Genomic DNA, 26,117 nt, shown 5'->3' on the forward strand with positions numbered 1-26,117 from the left:
AGTCAGACTATTTGTTTTCCTTGGTCTGGCCCATGATTTCCTGCGCGGTGAAATTGATGCCGCAGGTCGGGAAGGAATTGCCGACGAAGAAGTTGTCGGACTGGTCGGGGAAGAAGTCCTGACCGGCCTTGAAGTTCGGATCCTCCACGATAGCCAGGGGCAGCTTGACCGACTGCGGCACGACATTGCCTTCGAGCGCGGAAATCGCGGTCTTGATGGCGACCGCAACCTGAGCGGGGCCGGTGCCGGCCGAAGAACATTTCAACCCATCGCCCGCATGCGCGGCGCAGAATTTGCGGAAGCCGTTTTCCGTCTCGCCGCCGAACGGCACGAAGGGATGCTTGGCGTCGATCATCGCCTGTACGATGCCGGTGTCGCCGCCTTGCCCGGTGATGCCGTCGAAAGGCCCACTGGTGGCGATCGCGTCGGCCGTGGCCTTTTGCGCCACGCCGTCATCCCACTTGCCGACGACCTCGGTGACCTCCCACTTCTTGCCGGACCCGTCGAGCACCTCGTGGATGCCATTGTGGCGATCGGTGTCGACGGACGTACCGGCGACGCCGCGCACCTCGAGCACCTTGCCGCCGTTCGGCACATGCGCGACCAGCCACTTGCCCCAGAGTTCGCCAAGGCCCTTCTGGTCGACATTGACGTTGATGGCGTCCTTGGTGTCGAGGATGTTGTCGAAGGCGACGAGCACGACGCCGGCTTCCTTGGCGCGCTTGATGACCGGCCCGAAGGCGGTCGGATTCTGCGCGTTGACGACGATCGCGTCAAAGCCGGAATCGATGAAGTTGTTGATCGCCGAAATCTGCGCCGGCACATCCTCGCCGGTCGACACGACCTTGAATTCCTTGAGCTTCTTGGCGACGTCCGGCTGCGCCGCATAGGCCTTCGCCGTCTGGATCATCTGGATGCGCCAGGTGTTGGCGATGTAGCCGTTGGCGAGCGCGATGCGGTACGGACCGTCTTTCTTCGGATACTGGAAAAACTGCGTATCGGCCGCCCAGGGCGCGAAGCAATCCGGCTCGGCCGCGGGTCCCTTGACCACTTCAGGTCCGGCGATCGCCGACGAACTCAGCATGACGAATGCAGTGGCGGCAATGATGCCGCCAACGAGTGACTTGATCATCGATATTCCTCCCAGTTGCAGTTCTGCTTTTAATGAATTCCGGCGCTATCAGCTGGCATCCTCCGCACAGCCAAAAGCCCTGACAGGACGGCCGCGTCGCCCTAGTCCTCCTCTTCCCCTCGCCTCTCCAGGCAGTTTAGAAAACTATCATATTATACATAATAAACAAGCGTGGACTGTTGCTTATGTATAATAAACAGCCTTCCAATCTTGCCGGATGTTGATTTTACAGACAAATGGTAGCGCTACCATGAAAGGCTGTAAAGCGTCGCCTTCGACATTTTTCCGCGCGCTCAGCGCGCCGTGCTTTCGCGCTGCATGAGCTCGAAACCAAGATCGACGATGCGCCGTTCCGGTGGGTTTCCGGCGATCGCCGCCAGCGCCATGGCGACGGATCGGGTGCCGATCTCATAGCGGTGCGTGCGCACGCTGGTGATCGAGGGAAACGACACATGCATCATGTCGAGATCGTTGAAGCCGACGATGCCGATCAGCTTCGGCACGTCGATCGACGCCCGATGGCATTCGAACAGGACCCCGAGCGCGATATCGTCATTGTTGCAGAACACCCCGTCCAGCGTCGGCATCTTGGCCAGCGCGTCGCGGAACAGCTCGCGCCCGAGCGTCACGCTCGACGGAACCGGCGTGGTGGTGATCAGCCGCGGATCGAACAGGCCCGCGGCCTCCATGGCGGCGCGATAGCCGGCAAGGCGCCGCTGCGAACGCGGGTCCATCCGCGCGCCGATGAAGCCGATGCGCCGATAGCCCTTCTCGATCAGGTGTTCGGTGGCCGTCCTGCCGCCGTCGAAATGCGAAAAGCCGACCATCATGTCGACCGGATCGGGTCCGGTTTCCATCACTTGCACCACCGGGCAGCCGGCGGTCTCCAGCAATTTTCGCGACAGCGGCGTCTGGTCGATCCCCGCCACGATCAGCGCCGCCGGGCGCTGTGGCGCGAATACCTGCAGCAGCCTCTCCTCCTCCAGCCCGGAATAGTGGGTGTTGCCGAGCTGGATGCGGAAGGGACTGTCCGACAGGCTGTCATAGATGCCGCGCACCACTTCGGCGAAGACGTTGTTGGTGAGCGAAGGCACCAGCACGCCGAACACGTCGGCCCGCGCCGAGGCGAGCGCGCGCGCGTTCGGGTCTGGCACATAGCCGAGTTCGTCGACCGCGGCCTGTATCTGTCGGCGCAGGTCTTGCGAAACCCGCCCGGGCTCGCGCAGCGCGCGAGACACGGTGATCGCGCCGACGCCGGCCTTGCGCGCAACATCGGCAATGGTCGGACGGCCACCGCCACGGCGGGAACGCGGCTTGGTCAAGGGCGAACCTCGCGCAGCAAATACCGCCCGCTGCGCGCTCGCAGTGCCATCACTCCTGGTGTCGCCATGTCACAGGCCTGCGCCACGTTCATTGGCCTTGGCGTCGCGCAGCCGCGACTTGTTGTCAAGCTGATGCGTTTCCTGGAGAAATGAAGGCGTGCGCCGTCAGGCCATGACGACGCCGCTGCGTCTCGCTTTCCAGAACACCAGGGCCATCGCCATGATATTGAGCAGGTTCCATGCGATCCCGTTGAGGAAGGCCGCTGAGTAGGAACCAGTGAGGTCGTAGATCCAGCCCGACATCCAGCCCCCGATGGCCATGCCGAAAATGGTCGCCATGATGACGATGCCGACGCGCTGGCCAGCCTCCTTGGCGGGCATGTATTCCCGCACGATGATCGCATAGCAAGGCACGATGCCGCCTTGCGACAGGCCGAACACCAGCGAGACGACGTAGAGCGAGGCAAGACCGTCGAAGGGAATATAGAAGAACAGCGACAGGCACTGCAGCACCGAACCGATCAACAAGGTCTTCACCCCGCCGATCCGGTCGGCGATGAAGCCGGAAGCGAGGCGGCTGACGACGCCGGCGGCCATCATGATCGACAGCATGTCGGCGCCATGCGCAACACCATAGCCGAGGTCCATGCAATAGGCGACGATATGCACCTGCGGCATCGACATCGCCACACAACAGCCTAGACCGGCTATGACGAGCAGCACCTGAAGTGCCGTCGGCGACAATGAAATCGGCTGAACCAGGCGCGCGCCTGGCGATCCCGAAACAACCGCCGGGGCGCCACGTCGCAGCATCAGAACCAGCGGCACCATCGTCACCAGGCAGGCGATGCCGATGGCCACATAGGTGAAGCGCCAGCCCTCCGCCTTCATCAGCGGTGTTATGATTGCCGGCCAGACCGTTCCGGCGAGGTAGCTGCCGGCTGCGGCCGTAGCCACCGCAACGCCGCGTCGGCGATTGAACCAGTGCGAGATGTCGGCGATCAGCGGTCCGAAGATCGCCGATGTCCCCGCCCCGATCAGCAAGCCTTGAGCGAGGCTGAATTGCAGGATCGAGGTGGAGAGTGACGCCAGCACGAAGCCGGCAATCAGCGCGATCGAGGAAACAAGCGCGGGGATCCAGTAGCCGACACGGTCGATGGCGCGGCCGACCAGCACATTGCCTGCGGCGAAGCCGACCATCGTCGCTGTGTAGGGCATCGAGGCGGCGGCGCGGTCGACGCCGAATTCCGCCTGCACCGCCGGCAGTACCACGACCACCGCCCACATGCCGACACCGCCGATGGTCGCCAGCAGCAGGGAAATGCCAAGCCGCGTCCACGCATAGACGCTGTCGATGCCGGCGCTGCTTGCCGCGTTTGCTGGAACTGTCGTCACGGCGTCTCCTGTCCGCGATTTCTGCGAGATCGCGTGTTTGAGCGCACTATCGGCGCATTTGCCGAACCGAGCAGCGCCACAACCGGCAAATCCGTGGCTCCAGAACCGGAACCCGCCGCTCCCAATCGGGTTTTGCCCTCAAGGAAGGAGTTCGCCATGACCGCCAGGAAGAAATGGTCGGCCGACGTGACCGGGCACAGCGACGCGATGGATCTCGAGGATCACGTGTTCGAATCCGACGAAGCCAAGAAGATCGCCGCATCGTTGAAACGCTCGGCCGAGCACAGCGACCGCCGCAAGGCGGAGCCGTTCCAATCCGCCATGTCGATGCTGAATTTCTACATCAATCGCGCCGGCAGCAACCTGCCTGACGAGCGCAGGAAGGTGCTGGAAAAGGCGAAGGATGAGCTGCGCGCCGCCTTCGGCCGCGAGAAGCAGGATTAGGTCCCGACTACCGTGATTGAATGACTTCGTCGGTATTGGCCAGCAGCTTGCGCACCGCGTTGCGCGCCGCATCCGGCCTTTGCAGGCGGATGCTCCTTTCGATCGCCTCATGCAGCTTCTGGGCATGGTGCAGATCGTCCAGCTCGCGCGTCGTATAGGTGAAGAGATGGTCGAAGGCGGATTCGATCAGCACGCCGAGCGGCACCAGCAGGTCGTTGCCGGAGGCCCTGAGGATGGCGAGGTGGAAGCGCGTGTCGGCGCGCGTGCGTTCCTGCAAATTGGTGGCCTCGCCCATTTCGCGGCAGGCTTCGCTGATCTCGGCCATCTGTTCTTCGGTGCGCCGCATCGCCGCGAAGGCCGTCGCCTCCGGCTCGATGATGTGGCGGAATTCCTGCACTGTCCTCAGGAACACCTCGCGGTCCGGCGACGTCGCGTACCAGGACAGCACGTCGCGATCGAGAAGGTTCCAGCGTTCCTTGGGTTCGACCCAGCTGCCGATCTTCGGCCGCGACGCCAGAAGGCTCTTTGCCATCAGCATCTTGATCGCCTCGCGCACCGCCGAGCGGCTGACCTCGAAGGTCTCGGACCATTTCGCTTCATTGGGCAGGATGGTGCCTGGCGGATAGTCGCCGCGCACGATCCTAAGACCGATTTCGCTGGCTAGCGAGGTGTGCACGCTGGCGCCGGGGATCCGTGGCGCGTTGGCCCGTCGAACGCCGGCCGGACGCTCCGCGGCCGCCGTTTTCGTCGGCTTCTTTTCGTTGTTCGGCTTCGCGTCCCGCATATGATCCAGAAAATCCGGTTTTCAGGGGCTGTCAAGCATGGCGAGCACGCTTTGCCACAAGGTGCGAGGATGTGCACAGATCAACAAGCATTTGTCGGCACCTCACGCGGTTTTGACGTATTTGCGCCAGCTGTGCTCGGGCCGGAAGCCAAGCATGTCCCGCGCCTTGCGGTTCGAAAGCAGCGTCTCATATTCGCCAAGCTCGGCCTTGACCGGCACGCCCGGATAAAAGCGCTTCAAGAGCTCCGCCGTCGCCAGGTCGGACGAGGTGTCGTCATTGGCCGCGTTGAACACCTGATAGCCCAGCCCATCCTTCTCGATGGCGCGCAAGGTGATCTGGCCGAGATCGCGGGCATCGATGTAGCTCCAGGCGATGCGCTTGCGGAAACCCGGATCGGCGAACCATTTTGGGAACAGCGAATATTCATGCGGCTCGATGACATTGCCGATGCGCAGCGCATAGATATCGTAGCCGCTGCGCAGTGCGAAGGCGCGGGCCGTCTTCTCGTTGACGATCTTCGACAGCGCGTAAGAGTCCATCGGGTCGACGTCGTAATCCTCGTCGAGCGGGAAATGCGTCGGGTTGCGCGGCTCGTTGGCGAAGACCAGCCCGTAGGTCGTCTCCGATGAGGCGATGATGACCTTGCGGATGCCGAGCTTCACCGCCGCCTCGATGACATTGTAGGTGCCCATCGCATTGATGCGGAACACCTCGTTGTCAGGCGTGATCATGATGCGCGGGATGGCGGCGAAATGCACCACGGCGTCGACCGGCTGGGCCCGCAGCGACGGGTCGAACTCGTGCAGCCCCGCATAACTCGACAGCGCGTTGAATACCTGGCCGCCGTCGGTGATGTCGGTGATCAGCGTGCGCACCTTGGGATTGTCGAGCGGCTTGGTGTCGATGTTGAGCACCTGGCAGCCATGTTCGACCAGATATTGCACGACGTGGCGGCCAGCCTTGCCGCTGCCGCCGGTGAACATGATCCGCTTGGTCATTTTCGCTCTCTCCACATCGCTCGGGGTCTGAGGTGTATTGTCAGACAATATTGCATTCCGCAACCATATGCGGCAAGAACGAGCGTAGAATTATCGATAATCCCCCGAGCCGGACAAACGACAGGACAAAGCACATGACCACCAACGCGGCGCGCGAAAAAATCGGCTTCATCGGCCTCGGCCTGATGGGGCACGGCATTGCCAAGAACATCGTCGACAAGGGCTATCCGCTGACCTTCCTCGGCCGCAAGAACCGCAAGCCGGCGGAGGATCTGCTCGGCCGCGGGGCGAAGGAAGCCGCGACATCCAAGGAAGTGGCGGCGGCCTCCGACATCGTCTTCATCTGCGTCACCGGCTCGCGCGAGGTCGAAGAGATTATCCGCGGCCCGGGCGGGCTGAAGGAAGGCCTGAAGAAGGGCGCGGTTGTCGTCGACTGCTCGACCTCCGATCCGGTCTCGACCGTGGCGCTCGCCGCCGAGCTCAAGGCGATCGGTGTCGACCTCGTCGACGCCCCGCTCAGCCGCACGCCGAAGGAGGCCTGGGAAGGCACGCTCGATGCGATGGTCGGTGCGCCGGACGCGCTGTTTTCCAGGCTGAAGCCGGTGCTCGAGACCTGGGCCGGCCGCATCGTCCATATCGGCGACACCGGCGACGGCCACCGCATGAAGCTGCTCAACAACTTCATCTCGCTGGGCTACGCCGCGATCTATTCCGAGGCGCTCACGCTCGCCGAGAAGGTCGGCATCTCGCCGCAGCGTTTCGACAGCGTCATCCGCAACGGCCGCATGGATTGCGGCTTTTACCAGACCTTCATGCGCTGGACGCTGGAAGGCGACCGCGACGCGCATAAATTCACCATCGCCAACGCGTTCAAGGACCTGACCTATCTGGGTTCGATGGCGGGCGCGGCCGGCATCGCCAACCCGCTCGGCAACGCCACGAAGAATTCCTTCGCGACGGCGCACGCCGCCGGTCCCGCCGAACAATATGTGCCGATGCTCGCCACCCATATCGGCAAGCTCAACGGCGTCGACCTGATGCCTTCGAAGGACGGCGTGAAGCAGAAGATTTGAGCGCGGGAAACGCCTGCCCCGCTCAATCCGCGACAGCAAAGCTTGGAAAAATCAGGGGCGCCTCGCGGGCGCCCCTTTTCACATTTGGTTCCGGACGCAGTCGGTGCCTACTTCTGGATGCAGGTGTCGGCCGTTTCCTTGGTGCATTCGTCAAGGCCGGTGAAGACCGGATCATCAACCTTCTTGTTGCCGATGAGGTCGAGCATGACCGAAGGCGCCTTGTAGCCCATTTCGAACGGCCGCTGGCCGACCAGCGCGGTCACCAGGCCCTCCTTGGCGATCGCCACCTCGTCGCCGATCGTGTCGGCGGCGCCGATGACGAACTCGTTCTTGGCGATCTTGTCGGCCATCGGCTTGAACAGGTCGCGATAGGGCTGCGGGGCGCCGAACAGCGGCCAGCCGCCCATGATGCCGAAGGCGTCGAGCTTCGGATTGGCGGCGAGGATGTCTGTCATCGCCTGCACGCCCTTGGCGCCGTCGTCATTGGTGAACACCGGGCAGCCGGGAGCTTCGGTCCAGCCGCCTTCGCCTTTCAGTGCCGCCAGGCCTTCCTTGCCCGTCAGCGCGTCGCGCATGCCCTGCGCGCGGCGCAGGATGTTGTCGGCCGCCGGGTTGCCCTCGATGGTGCAGATCGTGCCGCCATTCGGCTTGGCCTTCTTGATGTATTCGCCGATCTTCTTGCCCATCAGGTAGTTGTCGGTGCCGAGATAGGTCTTGCGCAGCGCGGCGTCTTCCTTGGCAAGATCGGCGTCGACCGTCATGATCGGGATCGACGGATTGGCGCTCTTGATCGTCTGGGCGATCAGCGGCGCGTTCGACGGCGAGATCGCCATCGCGACCGTGTCAGGCTTGCTCAGCATGTCCTGCACGATCTGCGCCTCGCCGGCTTCGTCCGAGGTCGATGCCGGGCCGGTGTAGAAGCATTCATATTCCGAGCTCGCGTTCTCCTTGTTCCACTTCTCGCAGCCCTGATGGATGGCTTCGAAGAACGGATTGTCGAGACCCTTCACGACGATAACGAGCTGTTTCTTGGCCAAAGCCGGCCCGGCGCCCAACGCCATGGCGGCGACGGCGGCAAGCAAAAGTGTCTTCCTCATATCAGTCCTCCCTTGAAACAAACGGACACCGCGTGCCCGCCACACCGATCAGCCGATGCACAGGAGCCTTAACGAGCATCTTCCCAATGCTCGTGTCCCGGGCCGGGCTGATAAGCATTTGCCGATCCGTTTGCCCGAACACGGGCGCAACCGGATCCTTGATCCTCAAACCATTTGCCCCGTTCCGCCATATACGCGCTCGAGGGCAAATTATTCCTCCGAGGCTAGCTAATATCGGCTTTTCGCCAACGGTCAATTCCTATTTGTCCTACAAAACCGATTTTTTGTCGAGTGTCGAAATTAATCGTCTGACAATTGATTGACGGCTTTGCCGGCTTTTGCCTAAATGCGTGTACGCGCCGTTCGGGAGGTGATGGACGGGCGGGACGCAAGCGCTGCTGGCCAACCGGCAAACCGCTGCGTCGACAAAATGGGGAGGCTTAAGGCTGGTGTCGGTTCTCGAACTCGCCAACATCTCGAAACATTTCGGCGCCATCCAGGCGGTCAACGACGTGTCGTTTTCGCTGGAGGCCGGCGAGGTCGTCGGCCTGATGGGCGACAACGGCGCCGGCAAGTCGACGCTGGTCAAGATGATCGCCGGCAATTTCCGCCCGAGCCATGGCACCATGCATCTGGAGGGCAAGGAGATTGTCATGCACAAGCCGGCCGAGGCCCGCCAGCACGGCATCGAGATCGTCCACCAGGACCTGGCGCTCTGCAACAATCTGACGGCCGCGGCGAATGTCTATCTCGGCCGCGAGCTGCGCCGGGGCATCGGACCCTTCCGAATCCTCGACTACGCCTCGATGTACAAGCGCGCCGGCCAGCTCTTTGCCGAACTGAAATCCGAAACGCGGCCGCGCGACCTGGTCAAGCAGATGTCGGGCGGCCAGCGCCAGGCGGTGGCGATCGCCCGCACCATGCTGTCGCAGGCCAAGATCGTGCTGATGGACGAGCCGACGGCCGCAATCTCCGTCCGGCAGGTCGCCGAGGTGTTGAACCTCATCCGCCACCTGCGCGACCAGGGCATCGCGGTGGTATTGATCAGCCATCGCATGCCCGACGTGTTCGACGTCGCCGACCGCGTCATCGTCATGCGGCGCGGCCGCAAAGTGGCCGACAAGAAGATCGCCTTGAGCTCGCCCGAGGAAGTCACCGGACTGATCACCGGCGCCATCGAACAGGTTGCATAGTCGCGTTGAAATCTGGCGTACCTTCAGCCACGCAGGAAAGGTCGATAATGGCAGTTACCCTTGACCAGACGATCGCGCAGAAGCAGCACACCTTCCTGTCGCGACTCTTTGCCAACCAGACATTCTGGGTGGTGATCGCGGTCATCCTCGCCTGCCTGTTCCTGTCCTTCGCCACCGACGCATTCGCCACGCAGAAGAATCTGTTCAACATCACCCGCAACATCACTTTCGTCGCCATCGTCGCGCTCGGCATGACCTTCGTCATCATCACCGGCGGCATCGATCTGTCGGTCGGCTCGGTGCTTTGCCTGTGCTCCATGGTGCTCGCCGTCACCATGCATGCCGGCTATTCGATCGAGATCGGCATCCTGGCCACGATCGTCACGGCGCTCGCGATAGGCGCCTTCAACGGCGTGCTCATCGCCTATCTCGGCTTTCCGCCTTTCGTGGTGACGCTCGGCATGCTCTCGGTCGCGCGCAGCCTTGCCATGGTCGCCTCGAACAACACCGTGGTCTTCCAGTTCGGGCCGGATCACCAGAAGCTTCTGGCGTTGGGGGGCGGCGCCTGGGTGTTCGGCATCGCCAATCCGGTGCTCTACATGATCATCCTGGCACTGATCACCGGCTTCATCCTGCGCTGGACCAAGTTCGGCCGGCACATCTTCGCCATCGGCGGCAATGAGCACGCGGCGACGCTGACGGGTGTTCCGGTCAAGCAGATCAAGGTTGCCGTCTACATGATCTCGGCGCTGTCCGCCGGGCTCGCCGGCATCATCCAGACCGGCTGGCTCGGCGCCGTCACCACCAATCTCGGCACCGGCATGGAGCTGCAAGTCATCGCCGCCACCGTCATCGGCGGCGCCAATCTTGCCGGCGGCGTCGGCACCGCCATCGGCGCCATCGTCGGCGCCGCGCTGATCGAGGTGATCCGCAACAGCCTTGGGCTGCTCGGCATCAACGCCTTCTGGCAGGGCACCTTCATCGGCGGCGCGATCATCCTGGCGGTGCTGTTCGACCGCATCCGCAATTTCAGGCGCAGCGATTAGGGCGCACCCTTCCCTTCTCCCCTCGTGGGGTCCGAAGGACGGGGCGAGACCCGTGGCTCGCCCCCGGGTGGTGGATCGGCGCGACAGCGCCGAGACGGATGAGGGGTGTTCCAGCGGAGTGAAACGTTGGCGTTCCCTGGAGCACCCCTCATCCGTCGCCTTCGGCGACACCTTCTCCCACAAGGGGAGAAGGGAACGCCCTATCGCTCAGTCTGAAAATCCATTTTCGGCGTCGGCAGCACAGCTTCCATGGCATTCCGCCTGCCTTGACGCGGCCGTACCCCGGCCGCACTATTCCCCGGCGGGCGAAGGGAGGCCAGTCGCCCGCTGGAGGAACGATACCCATGACGGACGCGATCAGGCTCTACTGGGGCCGGTTCGGACATGTCTCCGTGCTGAATGTCGCCAACGACTTCGTCACCCATGCCCATGGCGAGGCCCATCTCATCATCTGGCTCGAAGGCACGGCCGGCGAAATGACCATCGGCCGCGAGACGGTGCGGCTTGGACCGGGCATCGCGGCCGGCATCAATTCGTTCCAGCCGCACAGCCATGCGCTTTCGCATGACGGCAGGCCCGGCCTGTTCCTCGCCTTCTATGTCGATCCCGACTGGGCGCGCCGGCGCCGCGACCTGCCCTCCTCGGCGCCACTGTTCACGCAGGCCGCGATCACGCTGGAACCCTGGCTGCATCAGGCGGCGGCGAACCTGCTCGACCATCTCACCGACAATGAAAGCATCGACGACGTCGCCAATTACGAGATCGAGCGTTTCATCGACTCAGTGCTCGATGCCGCGGACGCCTCTGCGCCGCAGATAGCCCGCGCGCGCATCAACACCATGCTCGACTTCCGTGTCCGCAAGGCGATCCAGCTGATGAAAGCCAATGTCTGCGAGCGCATCTCCTTCGACGATGTCGCCCGCTCGGTCGGCCTGTCCCGGCCGCATTTCTTCGCGCTCTTCAAGGAACAGACCAACCTGACGCCGAACGTCTACTGGAACACGCTGCGCATGGAGGAAGCGGTGCGCCAGCTGCAATGGTCCGAAGCGCCGCTGATCTCGGTCGCCTGCAATCTCGGCTTCACCACCCAGGGCAATTTCTCGCGCTTCTTCCGCGACCATGTCGGCGTACCGCCGACGCTCTACCGCGAAGCCGCTCGGGCGACGGCCTAAGGCGCGCCTGTTTTTCCGACTGGTTGATACGCGTGCAAGACGCATTGATAAGCACCGATTGATCGACCGCTCTAGCCTCACCTCAATCACTGCGAGGGAGCGAGCCCATGGCGAAAGTCACCATTTCCAGCGTCATCGACGCGCCGGTCGAACAGGTCTGGGCGCGCATCCGCGACTTCAACGGTCTGCCGACCTGGCATCCGCGCATGGTGGAAAGCCATATCGAGGAGGGCAAAGACGCCACCGCGATCGGCTGCGTGCGCAACTTCAAGCTGGTCAGCGGCGCGACGCTGCGCGAGAAACTGCTCGACTTTTCCGACGAGAATTTCCTGGTCAGCTATTCGATCCTCGAAACACCGCAGCCGCTCACCAATCACAAGGCTACGCTGCAGTTGCGGCGCGTCACCGACGGCAACCGCACCTATGGCGAATGGACCGCGAGCTTCGACGCCGCCCCCGAGGAGGCCGACAAGCTGGCCGAGGGCATGGGCGCCAATGTCTTTCAGGGCGGCTTCAATGCCCTGAAGACCCATTTCGCCGGCAATAGCTGAGCTGGGAGCGCGCCATGTCGCTTGCCCTGCAGACTTTTTCCAGCGTGAAAGACGCCAATGCCGCCTTGCAGGCGGCCGGCACGCGCTATCTCGGCGGCGGTACGCTTGTCGTCCGCGCGGCCAATGAAGGCGACGTGTCCACCTCCAGCCTTGTCCGCGTCACCGATCCCGGCCTGTCGCAGATCGCGGTTTCCGGCGGCAATGTCCGGCTCGGCGCCTCCGTCACCATGGCTGCGATTGCCCGCCATCCCGAACTTGCCGCGCTCGCGCCGGCCGCGCGCGCCGTCGGCGGGCCGGCGATCCGCAACATGGCGACCGTCGGCGGCAACCTGTTCGCCCCTGCCCCTTACGGCGATTTCGCGGTGGCGCTGCTGGCGCTGGACGCGACTGTCATCGCCGAAGACGGCGAACTGCCGATCGAGACCTTCCTGGCCGGCCGCGACACCAGCCGCGCCATCGTCACGGCTGTCGGCTTTTCATTGCCTGGGCCGAAGAGCTTCCGCTTCCTGAAAGTGTCGCGCGTCAAGCCGAAGGGTGTGTCGGTGCTGAGCATCGCCGCGCTCCTTGAGCGCACGGCCGACGGCGCGGTGACTGCCGCAAGGATCGCGCTGGGCTGCATGGCCGATCGGCCGATACGGGCCAAGGCGGCGGAGAAGGCGCTGCTCGGCCGCAAGCTCACGCCGCGGGAAATCGCCCCGGCGCTCGCCGCCGCGGGCCAAGGCATCGCGCCGATCACCGACCCGATCGCAAGCGCTTGGTATCGCACCGAGGTGCTGCCGGTGCATCTCGGCCGGTTGTTGTCGAATTAATCCGTGGGGGGCGCGCGTCTGTCCGGTGCATCCGGGCAGGCGCGCAGGGAGGAAAAATGGCGAAGGTCCCGGTTCAGTTCACGCTCAATGGCTCCGAAACAGCCGAATTCATCGAAAGCGGCACGACGCTGCTCAACGCGCTGCGCGACAAGATCGGCGACACCTCGCCGAAGGGCGGCTGCCACCAGGGCACCTGCGGCGCCTGCTCGGTCATCATCGACGGCGAGCTGAAACTCTCCTGCCTGACGCTGGCCGAGACCTGCAACGGTGCCGACATCAAGACGACGGCCGGTCTTGCCGAAGGCGGCGTGCTGCATCCGCTGCAGCGCGCCTTCCTCGATGCCTTCGCCACGCAATGCGGCTTCTGCACGCCGGGCATGATCGTGGCGGCAAAAGTGCTGCTCGACCGCACGCCGAACCCCAGCCGCGAGGATGTGGTCGAGGCGCTGTCCGGCAACATCTGCCGCTGCACCGGCTACGAGCCGATCATCCAGGCGGTGCTGACGGCGGCGCGCGCCAACTCGCAGAACGCCGCCTGAGAGGACCGAGCCATGGAAATGCGCAAGGATTATTTCGCCGATGTCCGCAAGGATGGCCTGCACGAGATCGGCCAGCCGCGGCCGCGCCTCGATTCGCCGGGACACGTCACCGGCAAGACCACCTATTTCGCCGACCGCAATTTTCCGGGCATGCTGCATCTGAAGATGGTGCGCAGTCCGCACCACCACGCCCGCATCCGCTCGATCGACACGTCGGAAGCGGAGAAGCATCCGGGCGTCGTGCGGGTGCTGACCGCCAGGGATGTGCCGCACAATGTCTACACCATCCTGATCCTGATCCAGGTCGGCCCCGAGGACGAAACCGTGCTCGCCGACGGCAAGGTGCGCTGGAAAGGCGAGGCCGTGGTGGCGGTGCTGGCCGAGACCGAACGCGCGGCGCAGGAAGCCGCCGCCAAGGTCAAGGTCGACTACGAGGTGCTGCCGGCCGTCTTCGACATGGAGGAGGCGCTGAAACCCGGCGCGCCTTTGGTCAACGAATATCACGGCCAGAACTATTATCTCTACGACAGCGGCGAATGCCGCAAGGTGCGTTTCGGCGATGTCGAGGCGGGCTTTGCCCAGGCCGACCACATCCTCGAACAGACCTACCAGTCCTCGCCGATCGAGCACGCGCCGACCGAGACGACCGGTTGCGTGGTGGCACCCGAGGGCAATGACCGCTTCGCCTGCTACACCAACACGCAGGCGATGTTCTTCACCCTCGACAACACCTCGATCATCCTGCAGATGCCGGGCTCGAAGCTGCACTTCGTCGGCGGCACCGTCGGCGGCGGTTTCGGCGGCAAGGTCGACGTCATCGTCGAGCCGATCGCCATCCTCGCCGCCAAGCTCACCGGACGTCCGGTCTCCTTCATCTACAGCCGCGAGGAGGAGATGCAGATCTCCTCGCCGCGCGCGGCGGAAAAGGTCGTCATCAAGGACGGCGTCATGAAGGACGGCCGCATCGTCGCCCGCAAGGTCAGCGGGTACACCGATGCCGGCGCCTATTCGCGCCACTCGCCCTACGGCGCGCAGAAGGGTGCCGCGCACTATCCCGGCCCTTACACGATCCCCAACGTCTGGATCGACGCCTATTGCGTCTACACCAACCGCACCCCTTCGTCGGCCATGCGCGGCTTCGGCGTCACCATCGGCGACTTCGCGCTGGAAGTGCAGATGGACAAGCTGGCGCGGCTGATCGGCATGGATCCGCTCGAATTCCGCTTCATCAACGCCTATCGCGACGGCGACATGAAGGCGCATCGCCAGCCGACCGAGGGCGCGGCGCTGATCGAATGCATGCAGGAAGCCTCGCGCGCCGCCAACTGGCCGGTGGCGGAAAAATACATGGCAATGTCCTCCTACAGGAAGGGAGCCTGAGATGGCGATCCGGCGTGGACGCGGCGTCGCCGCGATCAACTATCCGACCGGCATGAACCTCGGCGGCGACCCTACACAGGCGCTGGTCCATTCGACGCCGACCGGCAATTTCATGGTCACGCTCTCCAGCGTCGATCTCGGCCAGGGCATGAAGCAGATCATGGCGCAGATCTGCGCCGAGACGATCGGCGTTCCGACCGACCGCGTCGTCATCGACACCGCCGACACCGACACCGGCCCGCACTGCATGGGCACCTTCGCCTCGCGCGGCACGCATCGCGCCGGCAACGCCGTCATCCAGGCGGCCAAGGAAGCCCGCCAGGTGATGCTCGAAGTGGCGGCCGAAGAGCTGGAGGTGAACGCCTCCGACCTCGACACAGACGGCCAGGGCAACATACAGGTGAAAGGCGCGCCGCAGAAATCAATCTCGATCTTCGACGTGGCGCTGTCCGCCCATTTCAAGCGCGGCCGCTCGATCTCCGGCCGCGGCATGTTCCTGATCCCGCGCTCCTACCCGGAGAAGGAGACCGGCGCGATGAAGCCGTCGACCTGCTACGCCCACGCCTGCACCGTGGCCGAGGTCGAGGTCGACGACGAGACCGGCGAAGTGACGGTGCTCACTGTGAAGAACGTCTTCGAGATTGGCCGCGCGCTCAACCCGAAGATGGTCGAGCAGCAGCTGGTCGGCGGCTCGTGGATGGGCATCAGCCACGCGCTCTACGAGACGACCGAGCCCTATTATCCGAACCGCGACCATGGCGGCACCGATTTCAACCAGTATCTGATGCCGGGTCCAGGCGATCTTGCCGAAACCGAGATCATCGTGCTGGAGCGTCCTTCGGCCGATGGGCCGTTCGGCGCCAAGGGTCCGGGCGAGATGTGCGCCAACCCGCAGATACCGGCCGTCGCCAACGCGGTTTTCGACGCGGTCGGGGTGCGTATCGACACGCTGCCGATCACGCCCGAGCGTATCCTGCGCGCGCTGAAGGCGCAGGCCGCGGGCTGAGCGGGACGATGACCAGCGCCGATGCAGCCAAGGTTGCCGAGTCTCCGGAGGCGATAGCCGCGCGCCTTGCCGCCTCGCGCTATCTTGCCGACGACAGCCTTGCGACCGCTATCTTCCTGGCGATCCGCCTCGGCAAGCCGCTGCTGCTCGAAGGCGCGCCGGGCGTCGGCAAGACCGAAGCCGCGAAGGCCGTCGCCGAACTGCTCGGCCGCGAACTGGTGCGCCTGCAATGTTATGAAGGCATCGACACCGGGCACGCGCTCTACGAGTGGAACTACCAGCGCCAGCTGCTCGCCATCCGCCATGCCGGCGAGCACGAGATCGACATCTATGACGACCGTTTTCTCATCGCCCGCCCGCTGCTGCAGGTGCTGCGCGCGCCCGAGCGACGCGTGCTGCTGGTCGACGAGATCGACCGCTCGGATCACGAGTTCGAGGCGCTGCTGCTCGAATTCCTCTCCGACTTCCAGATCAGCATTCCGGAGCGCGGCACGATCCGCGCCGCGACGCAGCCGATCGTCATCCTGACCTCCAACCGCACCCGCGAGCTTGCCGAGGCGCTGCGCCGGCGCTGCGTCTACCACTGGATCGGCTATCCCGACGCCCAGCGCGAGGCCGAGATCATCATGCTGCGCGCAGGCGATGTCGCCGAGGCGACTGCACGCGCGGTGGCGATTGCCGTGCAGCAGATCCGCGCTCGCCCGCTGGCCAAGCCGCCGGGTATTGCCGAAGCCGTCGAATGGGCGAATGCCGCGACCATTCTCGAAAAAGGCGGCAGCCCGTGGCCGGAGGCCTTTCGGCGGGCCATCGGCGTGCTGATCAAGGACGAGGAGGATTTGTCCGCGATCGCGCCGGAGCTCGGGAGGATCGTCGCGGAGGCGCTGTCGTGATGAGCAATTGCAACGCGCTAACGCGATACCCCAGGGTTAATGCGCAGCGCTGGCGGGACAGCACCCCCCTCTGTCCTGCCGGACATCTCCCCCGCAAGGGGGGAGATCAGCTGTCGCGTCGGCTTTCGCCAATTGTCAGCATTGCAGAATTGAGCAGCGCGCCCAAGCCGCCAATCTCCCCCCTCGTGGGGGAGATGTCCGGCAGGACAGAGGGGGGCGCGAAGGAATGAGGCGTCCGGAAAACCTACGCCCTGCCGCCGCGCCGTTCCTCGGCTTCGCCCGTTTGCTCCGCGATCACGCCTTCCCCATCGCGCCCGAACAGACCATCAGCTTCATGCAAGCCGTAACCCTGCTCGGCCCTCGTTCCATGAACGACATCCGAGAAGCGGCGCTCGCCACACTCGCGCCCTCGCCCGACCATCGCGGCGAATTCGAGGCGCATTTCCGCGCCTATTTCTACGGCGACGCCAAACCTTCGATCGAAGGCGAGGAGGACGACGAAACCCGCGTCAAGGACGATCGCGGCACACGCGAAGAAGAGAACCAGACAACGCGAGAGGAGAAAGGCGGCGACCTATCCTCCACGCTCGAGCAGCTGAGCAGCCGCGACTTCCAGCGCGACGCCGATGGTCTCGACCAGTTCCGCCGCAAGCTCGCCTCCGCCCTGCCCGCCCGCCGTTCCTTCCGAACAACCCGCACGCGATCACGCGGCACGCTCGACCTCAGGCGCTCACTCAGCGAAATCGTGAGCGCCGATGGCGACATCCCCGTGCCGCTGCTGCGCCGCCGGCAGACCGTGCCGAGAAAACTGCTTCTGCTCATCGACATTTCCGGTTCGATGAAGCTGCACACCGCCGACTATCTCAAGCTCGCGCACGCGGCGGTGCAGGGCGCCGAGCGCGCGGAGGTCTTCACCTTCGGCACGCGGCTCACCCGCATCACCTCGGCGCTGCGCATCCGCGACCGCGAGCAGGCGCTCGCCCGCGCCGCGACGCTCGTCGACGATTGGGACGGCGGCACCCGCATGGGACCGACGCTGCTTGCGTTTCTCTCGGTGCCGCGCTTCTCCGCCTTCGCGCGCGGCGCTAGCGTCGTCATCCTGTCGGACGCGCTCGAGCGCGGTGGCCATGCCGAGCTTGAAACCGCGATGCGCCGGCTCAGTGCCCGCGCCTTCCGGCTGTCGCTGGCGACGCCGCTCGCCGGCGACCGGCGTTTCCGTCCGGCAACGGCGGCACTGCGCGCTATCCTGCCGGTGCTCGACGATCTGGTCGACGGCTCGTCGGTCGGAAGTCTCACCGATTTCATCTTGTCGCTCGCCCGGCCAGCGCCTGCGGCCGATTCCATCTGGAAAAGGGTATCGTGATGCAGAAAGCGGTCGACGCGCATTTCCACATCTGGCGCCAGAAGGACCAGCCTTGGCTGGTCGGACCGATGGTGCCGCGCATCTTCGGCCCATACGAGCCGATCCGCCGCGATTATCCGATCACCGAATTCCTCGACGACCAGAAAGGCTCTGGCGTCGAGAAGGCGGTCTACGTCCAGACCAACTGGGCCAAGGAGGATTTCGAGAAGGAAGTCGCCTTCCTGCAGAAGACGGCGCAAGAAACCGGCTGGCCGCACGCCATCGTCGGCTACGCCGACATGACGGTCGACGACGTTCGCCCGCAGATCGATCGGTTGATGAAGTACAAGCTGCTGCGTGGCGTGCGAATGCAGCTCCATTGGCATGAGACGCCCGCCTTCCGCTTCGCCGCCTCGGCCGACCAGGTGATCGATCCGAAAGTGCGGAAAAACGTGGCGCGGCTGAAGGATTACGGCCTCTCCTTCGACCTGCAGCTTTTCCCGGCGCAGATGAAGGACGGACTGACGCTGGTCGGCGAAAACCCTGAGACGAATTTCATCCTCACCCATGCCGGCATGCTGACCGGCATGGAGCCGGAAACGACCGAAGCGTGGAAGGCCGGCCTGCGCACGCTGGCGGCAGCGCCCAATTTCTACGCCAAGCTGTCGGGGCTTGGCACGTTCGAGCATCGCAACGACCCGGAACTGATTGCCTACATCGTCGACAACGCGATCGAAATCCTCGGCAGCGACCGGCTGATGTTCGGCTCGAACTTCCCGATCGAAAAGCTCTGGACCAGTCATGCCGAACTGATCAACGCGCACCGCGCGGCGGTGGCGAAGCATGGCACCGAGGCCGAGGCGGATATTTTCTGGAATACGGCAGAGAGAGTGTATCGGCCGGTGTAGCGCGGACTTCCCCTTCTCCCCTTGTGGGAGAAGGTGGATCGGCGCGCAGCGCCGAGACGGATGAGGGGTGTTCCAGGGAACGCCAGCGTCTCACTCCGCTGGAGCACCCCTCATCCGACCTCGCTTCGCGAGGCCACCTTCTCCCACAGGGGGAGAAGGAAAAGCGCTTCACTTCACCTCGAATTGCGAATCTACCGGTATCTGCATCGCCGTGACCAGATGGTTGGTCTGCCCCGCCAGCCCTATGATCGACACCAACTCGCCATGCTGCGCGTCGGTCATGCCCTTGGCGCGAGCGGCGGCCGTGTGCGAGTGGACGCAGTAGGAGCAGCCATTGGCGGTCGAGACGGCGATATAGATCATCTCCTTGGTCAACGGATCGATCGCGCTGTCGGCGACCATCACCGTCTTGAGCTGCTCCCACACGCGCTTCAGCGAGGCCGGATCGTTGGCGAGCCCGCGCCAGAAATTGTTGACGAAGTCGGACTTCCGCGTCGCGCGGATATCGTCGAACACGGCCTTCACCGCCGGGATCTTTTCGACCTCGGCATCGCTCAAGAGTCTCGTGGTGGCCATGGAGTTTCCCTTCGCTTGAATCGTTGGTCGAGGTCGTTGAATCAAGTGTTGCGCACAGACGGCTAACCGGTTGGCCCGATTCAGCTTTTGGCTCGAAACAACACATTTCGGCTTAAAACAGCACACTGCCGCATAGGTTGTCGAAGCATCTCAGCCTCGTCATGTATGGACGGCCCCTTCTGGGCAAGAGGCAAAATGACGGCGACGGCGTAAGTCTGGAGCGGTCATGTATTCGGCCTTTAGTGCGGTCGATTTTGATGACCGCTGACCTGTAGGGGTTACGCGGATCGGTTCCAATCATTCTAGCGCGCTTTTGATCGCGATGACGACAACGGAGTATGCCGACCCAGGTCCTGACCATTTTGCCGTGCTGCCTTTTTGCTCCTTACGCTGTTAAGGGCCTCGATTGCGGTTAAGCCGCAGCTGGTGCCCTGTATTGTTGTCCCGACTGCAGCATTGCCCAGATGATGCGGGCGGTCTTGGCCGCCTGCGCCACGACGGCGACCTTGACCGGCCGCCTAGCCAGCAGACCGCGTATCCAGGGCGAGCCCTTGTCGGGCTTGGCCCTGACCTGACGCAGCCAGGAACTGGCGCCGAGAATGAGCAGCCTGCGCAGGTCCCTGTCGCCGGCACGGCTGATATGGCCTGTCGGCCTGTGCTTGCCGCCGGTGTCATGGCTCTTGCGGGTCAGGCCCAGCCAGGCGGCGAAGTCCCTGGCAGAAGCAAACTGGCGTCCGTCGCCGATGGCTGCGAGGGTCGCATGCGCGATGATCGGGCCGACACTCGGGATCGTCGTCAGCCGCAAGGCCGCTTGCTGTTGCCTGACCCGAGCCAGGATCTGCTTGTCCAGCTTTTCGATCTCGCCATCCAGCGCCCGCCATTGCCCGGCCAGGGGCACCAGACAGATCAACAACGCCGCGGGGATGGCTTCATCGGCCGCCTCGATGCGCTGCAGCAGGGCTTCGATGCCCGCCGCCCCCTTGGCACCGATCAGGCCCATCTCATAGAGCAGGCCGCGCATTGGCGTTGGCCAGTTGCGTGCGCTGGCGCACCAGAAGATCACGCGAGCGATGCAGCCCCCTGGCCCATTGCTGTTCGACGGTCTTGATCGGTACGAAGCGCATGTCGGGTCGGCTCACCGCCTCGCAACAGCCTTGCGCATCGCGGATATCGTTCTTGTTGCGGGGAACATAGGGCTTCACATAGGCCGGCGGCATCAGCTTGACCTCATGGCCGAGCGCGCTCAGCGTGCGGGCCCAATATGATGGGCCGAGCCGCAGGCCTCCATGCCGATCAACGCCGGCGGCTGTGCGGCGAAGAACTTCTCCACCTGCGCGCGGCGCAGCTGGCGCTGCACCACCACCTGCCCGGCAGCATCCACGCCGTGCACCTGAAACACATTCTTGGCCAAATCGATTCCAATCTGATAGCTTGCATGACGGACGGTCTCCTCCGCTGGAGTTAATCACAGCCCAGCTTGGCACATTCGATGCCGCAAGGGGCCGTCCACCCATCATTCTAGGGCGGAGCAAGGAGCGGAGCGACGCAGCACAGACCCTAGAATCCATTCCGTGACCTTGGCCAAAGAATGCAGCGGAGCAGAATTCTGCGCCGTGAGCAGCGCTCGAAGGTAACGGCATGGATCCTCGGGTCTGCGCGCGTCGCTTCGCTCCTTGCTCCGCCCGTGGATGACGACGGGACGGACGACTCGGCCAACGGTCGACGTGCCTACCAGCCAACACCCTAGTGCACCGCCGCGTACATGATCTTCTCCTCCGTCGCCTCCACCGGCGAAAACTCCTCGACGATGCGGCCCTGGCGGCAGACCAGGATGCGATCGGACAGGTTCATGATCTCCGGCAGGTAGGACGAGATGACGACGACGGCGAGGCCCTCGTCAGCCAGCCGGTTGATGATCTGGTGGATCTCGACGATGGCGCCGACATCGACGCCGCGCGTCGGCTCGTCGAAGATGACGATGCGCGGCCGCTGCACCAGCCCCTTGCCGATCACGACCTTCTGCTGGTTGCCGCCGGAGAGCTCGACCACGCGCGCATTGTCGTTGATCGCCTTGATGTTGAGCGTCTTCGTCCACTCGGCCGAGAGCTGCCGCATCTCCTGCTGGTTGATCACCCAGGCTTTTTCGCGCCCGGCCGCGAGCAATCCGCCGAACAGGTTCTCGGCGATGCCCATCGTCTCGAAAATGCCTTCGCTCTTGCGGTCCTCGGTGACATAGACGATGCCGTCGGCCACGGCTTCACTCGGCACGAGATAACGCACCGGCTTGTCATCCAATTCAATCGCGCCACCGCGCAAAAAGTCGCGCTTGTAGATGCCCGAGACGATCTTGAAGGTTTCGGTGCGGCCGGAGCCGATCAGCCCGAACACGCCGGTGATCTGGCCCTCGAAGATCGAGAAGGAATTGTTGCGCACGATGTTGCTCATCGAGATGTCCTGCACCGAGAGCACTTTCTTGCCCGCCTTGCGCAACTTCGCCTCGTCGCGCTGGCGGTAGATCTGCCCCGACAGCGAGCGCCCGACCATGGCGGCGACGATCCTGTCGCGATCGAAGGCCGAGGTGTCGTCGGTGATCACCAGTTCGCCGTCGCGCAGGATGGTGATGCGGTCGGCGATCATCAGCGCCTCTTCCAGCGCATGGCTGATGAAGACGATCGAGACGCCGCGCGCCTTCAGGCGGCGGATCAGCGCGAAGAAGTGGCGTTTCTCCTCCGGCGTCAGCGTCGCGGTCGGCTCGTCGAAGATGATGATCTCGGCATTGTGGTGGACGGCGCGCGCGATCTCGACCATCTGCCGCTTGGCAGCGCCGAGCGTGGCCACCATCCCGTTCGGATCGACGGGAAAGTTCAGCGACTGCAGGAATTGCTGTGCCGAGATATAGGTGCCGCGCAGCCGGTTGAGGAACTTCTCGGTGCCGAGATAGAGGTTCTGCGCCACCGTCATCGACGGCACCAGGCTGGTCTCCTGGAACACCATGGCGATGCCGGCTTCAAGTGCCGCATGCGGCGAGGCGTAAGCCGTCTCGACGCCCTTGTGGAACATCTTGCCGGAGGTCGCGTCGACGACGCCGGCGATGATCTTGGTCAGCGTCGACTTGCCGGCGCCGTTCTCGCCGAGCAGCGCGTGGATCTCGCCCTTCCTCAGATCGAATGTGACGTTCTTCACCGCCGGCACGCCGCGATAGGTTTTGGTGACGTTCTCGAGACGGACGATCGGTTCCATCAGAAACCTCCCGTATCGATTGCCAGCACGCAGTCGCCGCCCTTGGAGGCGATCAATAGCTGGCCATCCTGTTCCGCCACGCTGCAGATGCCGTGGCGCGTGCCGTTGGCGCGGCTGTGCAGGCTGAATTGCGGCTGCATGTTCGGGTCGAGCTTCACGACGAGCCCGTAGGAGCGGCTGGGCGACCAGGGCTTGTGGATGCCCATGGTGCGGATGCCACCGCATTGCAGCGGCTCGAGGAAGCTGCGGTTGGAGGCCAGCGCCGGCGCGATCCAGTAAGCCGGCGGCACCTGGTCGATCATGTCCTGGCGATAATGCGTTTCCTGCAGCACGAATTCGATCAGCCGGTTGCGCGGTGCAAACAGCGTCAGCCAGGCGCCGCCGTCGCTGGCGGGTGATAGCCGCGCGGGATAGCCGGGCAGATGCGTCAGCGCCGTCGAACGGTTGCCGATTGAGCCGTCGAAACGGACAAGCTGATGCCGCCAGCTTTCGCTGACCAGCACGTCACCGCCGAGAGGATGGAGCCCATAGGGAAAGGCGATATCGCCGGCGGTCTTCTGAAAACCGATACCCCCAGGCCCGCACCGCCAGAGCGAGCCGGACGCGCCCTTCTTCATCAGGTCGGCCGCCCATTGCGACGGCGCATGTTCGGCTGACCCATTGGCCAGCCACAGCGTGCCGTCCTCGGCATAGGCAAGTGCTGTGATGCAGCTGACGTCAGCCGGCAGCGGAACGTCCTTGCCGGCGATCAGCAGCGTGCCGCTTTCCAGCCCGACGGCCAGGTCGCCCGATGGCGACAGCGCCAGCGCGGTGACGGCGGATGGAAACATCTCGACCACGACGGGCTCAGAACCGGCCACGATCGCAGAGACCGCATTGCCGCTGGACACAAGCAGCCTACCGTCGACCGACAGCAGATTGTCCGGTTCGGCCAACTCGGCGAAGGCCGGTGCGTCGTCCAGCCGTGTGTTGGGACGGAAGGCGCCGTCGAGCGGCGGGATGGTGACCGCCTTGCCGCGGAAGACATCCAGGATCGGATCGAGGATCATGGCTTGCCTCCCCAATAGGAAGCGGGGCTGGTCCAGTTCGGATCCGCGCCCTCGATCTTGTAGCGTCCGACGCGGTTGTTGAGGATGCCGCCGACGAAGAGATAACCCCTGTGCTCGCGCATCGAGGTGACCATCGGATGCGCATTGCCGGAGAGATCGCCAAGCGTCTCGACGATGCCGCCCTTCTCGTTGAACTTCACCACGCCGCCGGTGTTGATGTTGGGAAACAGCCACTCGTCCTGCGGCAGCCGGCGCGTCATGCGCTTGCGCATATCAGGGTGGCGCAGCGACAGGTCGAAGCTCGGCGTGCGCATGCCGAGCCAGGCCATCCAGTAATTGCCGTCCGACGCCCGGTTGATGTTGTCGGGGTAGCCCGGCATGTCGCGGATGACGCATTCGGCGGTGCCGGCCTTCGACCCTTCCAGCCAGTAGCGGTGCACGCGGCAGGCCCAGCTCTCGGCGAAGAACAGCGACTTGCCGTCATGCGCCATGCAGACGCCATTGGTGTAGCGGTAGCCGTCTAGCAGCGTCTTGGTGGACCCGTCCTTCGGATCGTAGACCAGCAGGCGTCCGGTGGCGCGGTTCTCGATCGAGTCCAGCGCCCAGTCATGCGCATCGTAGCGCTTGGTCGAGTCGGTGAAATAGATACGGCCATCAGGCGCGATGTCGCAATCGTTCGGGTCGCGCAGGCGCGCGTCGTCGACGATCGAGGTCCAGGAGCGCGCGGTCTCGGCCGAGAGGCGCTTCACGTCCCGATCCGGCGAGACGGAATAGAGCCCCATGGCGCCGACGCAGCTGATCAGATTGCCTTCCTTGTCGAAAGCGAGCCCCAGCGGAAAGCCGCCGATATGGGCAAAGACCTCGGAGCGTATGTAGTCCGGCGCAAAGAAGCGGACGATCTCGCCATGGCGTGTGCCGCAATAGAGATGGTCGTCGCGGTCGAGGATGACGTCCTCGGGCCCTTCCAGCTCGCCGAGCCCGATATGGTCGGCGGCCGACAGGCGGTTGTCGAGCTCGTAGGGCGTGCCGGAACCGGGCGCGGCCGATTGCGTCTCGCCCATCCTGAGATAGACCGGCGCGACATAGACCTCGTTCAGCACCTTGTGGCGGTTCTTCAGCCAGCGGATGTCGATGGTGACGGCGACCGCCAAAAGGATACCCAGCACCATCTGGTTGGTGCCGGTGCCATAGCCCAGCCGGATCAGCCCGTTGGTCATGGTGAGCACGATGATGGCGCCCATCAGGCCTTTGACCACCGAGCCGCGCCCGCCGCCCAGGCTGACGCCGCCGACCACGGCCGCCGTCAGCGCCATGATCTCGAGATTGAGGCCGGTGCCCGGCCCTGCCCCGCTCAATCGGCAGGCGATCAGGAAGCCGCCGATCGAGGCGCAGAAGCCGGAAAAGACATAGGTCATGAACACGGTGCGGCGCACGCGGATGCCGGCATTGTGCGCCGAGCGCCGGGAGCCGCCGACGGCCAGCACATGCCAGCCCGGCCGCGAGCGCGTCAGCGCGATGTGCGTGACGATGGCCAGGATAATGGCCAGCCAGACCGAGACCGAGAGCCCCCAGAACGTGCCGTCGCCGATGAAGTCGAGCACATCAGAGGAGGCCTGCGAAAGCTGCACGTCGGCGGCATAGGTGGTGACGAGGATGTCGAACAGCGCTCGCCCGAAGATGAAGGTGACCAGCGTGGTAAGGAAGGCGCGCAGCCTCAGATAGCCGACGAGGTAACCGTTGATGGCGCCGAAGACCAATCCGGCGGCGAGCGCCGCGGCCAGCGCCAGCCAGATCGACTGTTCGAGGATGAAGAAGACATAGACGGCGGAGAAGCAGGACAGCGCGAAGATCGAGCCGACCGAAAGATCGATGCCGCCGCCCAGCATCACCACGGTCATGCCGATGACGACCAGCGAGAACTCGCCGAGCTGGCGCGTCGATTCCTGCAGGGAGGTGAGCTTGAAGAAGCCCGGAATGATCGAGCCGAACACGCCGAGCGTCGCCACCAGCGCCAGGAAGGGGATGGCATTGTCGGTCCAGCGCTTGGTCAGGATCTCGCCGACCAGATGGTCGGGCACGAGATTGTAGCGCCAGGCCTGGAGGCGTTCACGAAAGGTCATCGGCTGCTGCTGTCATTTCAATGGGAAAGAGGCGGCCGGAGCGATCCGGC

At 64.1% G+C, this 26,117-nt stretch carries 23 protein-coding genes and 1 pseudogene; 13 read left to right on the forward strand and 11 right to left on the reverse strand.

Annotated features, from left to right (window positions below):
* Positions 1-7 precede the first annotated feature (7 nt).
* The 3 genes from KVT37_RS03505 to KVT37_RS03515 form a co-directional block, all read right to left on the reverse strand.
* Positions 8-1,132: a sugar ABC transporter substrate-binding protein gene (locus tag KVT37_RS03505; RefSeq protein WP_217569657.1), complete on the reverse strand. Its 1,125-nt coding sequence runs from the start codon at positions 1,130-1,132 to the stop codon at positions 8-10.
* Positions 1,133-1,425: 293 nt separating this feature from the next.
* Positions 1,426-2,454 (reverse strand): LacI family DNA-binding transcriptional regulator, encoded by a 1,029-nt coding sequence (locus KVT37_RS03510; RefSeq protein ID WP_217569659.1) that lies wholly within the window; start codon positions 2,452-2,454, stop codon positions 1,426-1,428.
* Positions 2,455-2,619: 165 nt separating this feature from the next.
* Entirely contained in the window at positions 2,620-3,849 is a 1,230-nt protein-coding gene (locus tag KVT37_RS03515; RefSeq protein ID WP_217569661.1) for an MFS transporter, read from the reverse strand.
* A 156-nt stretch (positions 3,850-4,005) separates the two neighbouring features.
* Here KVT37_RS03515 and KVT37_RS03520 point away from each other — a divergent pair, with 156 nt between their 5' ends.
* Positions 4,006-4,293, forward strand: a complete 288-nt coding sequence (locus tag KVT37_RS03520; RefSeq protein WP_217569663.1) for a DUF3175 domain-containing protein — start codon at positions 4,006-4,008, stop codon at positions 4,291-4,293.
* 7 nt (positions 4,294-4,300) lie between these two features.
* Here the strand turns inward: KVT37_RS03520 and KVT37_RS03525 are convergent, their stop codons facing one another.
* Together KVT37_RS03525 and KVT37_RS03530 are read right to left on the reverse strand one after the other, a co-directional pair.
* Entirely contained in the window at positions 4,301-5,077 is a 777-nt protein-coding gene (locus KVT37_RS03525; protein ID WP_217569665.1) for a FadR/GntR family transcriptional regulator, read from the reverse strand.
* Positions 5,078-5,179: 102 nt separating this feature from the next.
* Positions 5,180-6,076: an NAD(P)-dependent oxidoreductase gene (locus tag KVT37_RS03530; RefSeq protein WP_217569667.1), complete on the reverse strand. Its 897-nt coding sequence runs from the start codon at positions 6,074-6,076 to the stop codon at positions 5,180-5,182.
* Between the two features lie 92 nt (positions 6,077-6,168).
* Here KVT37_RS03530 and KVT37_RS03535 point away from each other — a divergent pair, with 92 nt between their 5' ends.
* Positions 6,169-7,149: an NAD(P)-dependent oxidoreductase gene (locus tag KVT37_RS03535; protein ID WP_308642550.1), complete on the forward strand. Its 981-nt coding sequence runs from the start codon at positions 6,169-6,171 to the stop codon at positions 7,147-7,149.
* A gap of 107 nt (positions 7,150-7,256) precedes the next feature.
* Here KVT37_RS03535 and KVT37_RS03540 read toward each other — a convergent pair whose 3' ends face one another.
* Positions 7,257-8,246: a sugar-binding protein gene (locus tag KVT37_RS03540; protein ID WP_217569671.1), complete on the reverse strand. Its 990-nt coding sequence runs from the start codon at positions 8,244-8,246 to the stop codon at positions 7,257-7,259.
* Positions 8,247-8,695: 449 nt separating this feature from the next.
* On the opposite strand from KVT37_RS03540, the gene KVT37_RS03545 reads away from it, so the two are divergent.
* The 11 genes from KVT37_RS03545 to KVT37_RS03595 all read left to right on the forward strand — a co-directional run bounded on the left by KVT37_RS03545 (position 8,696) and on the right by KVT37_RS03595 (position 19,082).
* The gene (locus KVT37_RS03545; protein ID WP_217569673.1) at positions 8,696-9,439 is read left to right on the forward strand and encodes an ATP-binding cassette domain-containing protein; all 744 of its coding nucleotides are present in this window, start codon (positions 8,696-8,698) and stop codon (positions 9,437-9,439) included.
* A gap of 47 nt (positions 9,440-9,486) precedes the next feature.
* The gene (locus KVT37_RS03550; RefSeq protein WP_217569675.1) at positions 9,487-10,485 is read left to right on the forward strand and encodes an ABC transporter permease; all 999 of its coding nucleotides are present in this window, start codon (positions 9,487-9,489) and stop codon (positions 10,483-10,485) included.
* A 344-nt stretch (positions 10,486-10,829) separates the two neighbouring features.
* Positions 10,830-11,657: an AraC family transcriptional regulator gene (locus tag KVT37_RS03555; protein ID WP_217569677.1), complete on the forward strand. Its 828-nt coding sequence runs from the start codon at positions 10,830-10,832 to the stop codon at positions 11,655-11,657.
* Between the two features lie 107 nt (positions 11,658-11,764).
* A complete protein-coding gene (locus tag KVT37_RS03560; RefSeq protein WP_217569679.1) occupies positions 11,765-12,208 on the forward strand; it encodes an SRPBCC family protein in 444 nt (147 codons plus the stop codon).
* 14 nt (positions 12,209-12,222) lie between these two features.
* Entirely contained in the window at positions 12,223-13,017 is a 795-nt protein-coding gene (locus KVT37_RS03565) for a xanthine dehydrogenase family protein subunit M (RefSeq protein WP_217569681.1), read from the forward strand.
* Positions 13,018-13,073: 56 nt separating this feature from the next.
* Entirely contained in the window at positions 13,074-13,556 is a 483-nt protein-coding gene (locus KVT37_RS03570; protein WP_217569683.1) for a (2Fe-2S)-binding protein, read from the forward strand.
* A 12-nt stretch (positions 13,557-13,568) separates the two neighbouring features.
* Positions 13,569-14,936 (forward strand): xanthine dehydrogenase family protein molybdopterin-binding subunit, encoded by a 1,368-nt coding sequence (locus tag KVT37_RS03575; protein WP_217569685.1) that lies wholly within the window; start codon positions 13,569-13,571, stop codon positions 14,934-14,936.
* Between the two features lies 1 nt (position 14,937).
* The gene (locus KVT37_RS03580) at positions 14,938-15,942 is read left to right on the forward strand and encodes a xanthine dehydrogenase family protein molybdopterin-binding subunit (protein ID WP_217569687.1); all 1,005 of its coding nucleotides are present in this window, start codon (positions 14,938-14,940) and stop codon (positions 15,940-15,942) included.
* A gap of 8 nt (positions 15,943-15,950) precedes the next feature.
* Positions 15,951-16,832 carry a MoxR family ATPase gene (locus tag KVT37_RS03585; RefSeq protein WP_217569690.1) on the forward strand — a complete coding sequence of 294 codons (882 nt, stop codon included), beginning with the start codon at positions 15,951-15,953 and terminating at the stop codon, positions 16,830-16,832.
* Between the two features lie 226 nt (positions 16,833-17,058).
* Positions 17,059-18,195, forward strand: coding sequence for a VWA domain-containing protein (locus tag KVT37_RS03590; protein WP_217569692.1), 1,137 nt, complete (start codon positions 17,059-17,061; stop codon positions 18,193-18,195).
* Positions 18,195-19,082, forward strand: coding sequence for an amidohydrolase (locus KVT37_RS03595; protein ID WP_217569921.1), 888 nt, complete (start codon positions 18,195-18,197; stop codon positions 19,080-19,082). Before KVT37_RS03590 ends, KVT37_RS03595 begins: the two co-directional genes overlap by 1 nt.
* 168 nt (positions 19,083-19,250) lie before the next feature.
* Here KVT37_RS03595 and KVT37_RS03600 read toward each other — a convergent pair whose 3' ends face one another.
* The 5 genes and pseudogenes from KVT37_RS03600 to KVT37_RS03620 form a co-directional block, all read right to left on the reverse strand.
* Positions 19,251-19,658: a carboxymuconolactone decarboxylase family protein gene (locus KVT37_RS03600; protein ID WP_217569694.1), complete on the reverse strand. Its 408-nt coding sequence runs from the start codon at positions 19,656-19,658 to the stop codon at positions 19,251-19,253.
* 412 nt (positions 19,659-20,070) lie between these two features.
* Positions 20,071-21,081 (reverse strand): annotated as a pseudogene (locus KVT37_RS03605) (IS110 family transposase).
* Positions 21,082-21,401: 320 nt separating this feature from the next.
* The gene (locus KVT37_RS03610; protein WP_217569696.1) at positions 21,402-22,898 is read right to left on the reverse strand and encodes a sugar ABC transporter ATP-binding protein; all 1,497 of its coding nucleotides are present in this window, start codon (positions 22,896-22,898) and stop codon (positions 21,402-21,404) included.
* Positions 22,898-23,947 carry a hypothetical protein gene (locus tag KVT37_RS03615; RefSeq protein ID WP_217569698.1) on the reverse strand — a complete coding sequence of 350 codons (1,050 nt, stop codon included), beginning with the start codon at positions 23,945-23,947 and terminating at the stop codon, positions 22,898-22,900. Before KVT37_RS03615 ends, KVT37_RS03610 begins: the two co-directional genes overlap by 1 nt.
* Complete coding sequence (locus tag KVT37_RS03620) at positions 23,944-26,067, reverse strand: SMP-30/gluconolactonase/LRE family protein (RefSeq protein WP_217569699.1); 2,124 nt, start codon at positions 26,065-26,067, stop codon at positions 23,944-23,946. The genes KVT37_RS03615 and KVT37_RS03620 overlap by 4 nt, the downstream gene beginning before the upstream one ends.
* Between the last annotated feature and the right edge of the window lie 50 nt (positions 26,068-26,117).

It is taken from the genome of Mesorhizobium sp. GbtcB19 (assembly GCF_019091085.1).
In the GTDB taxonomy this organism is placed as follows: Bacteria; Pseudomonadota; Alphaproteobacteria; order Rhizobiales; family Rhizobiaceae; genus Mesorhizobium.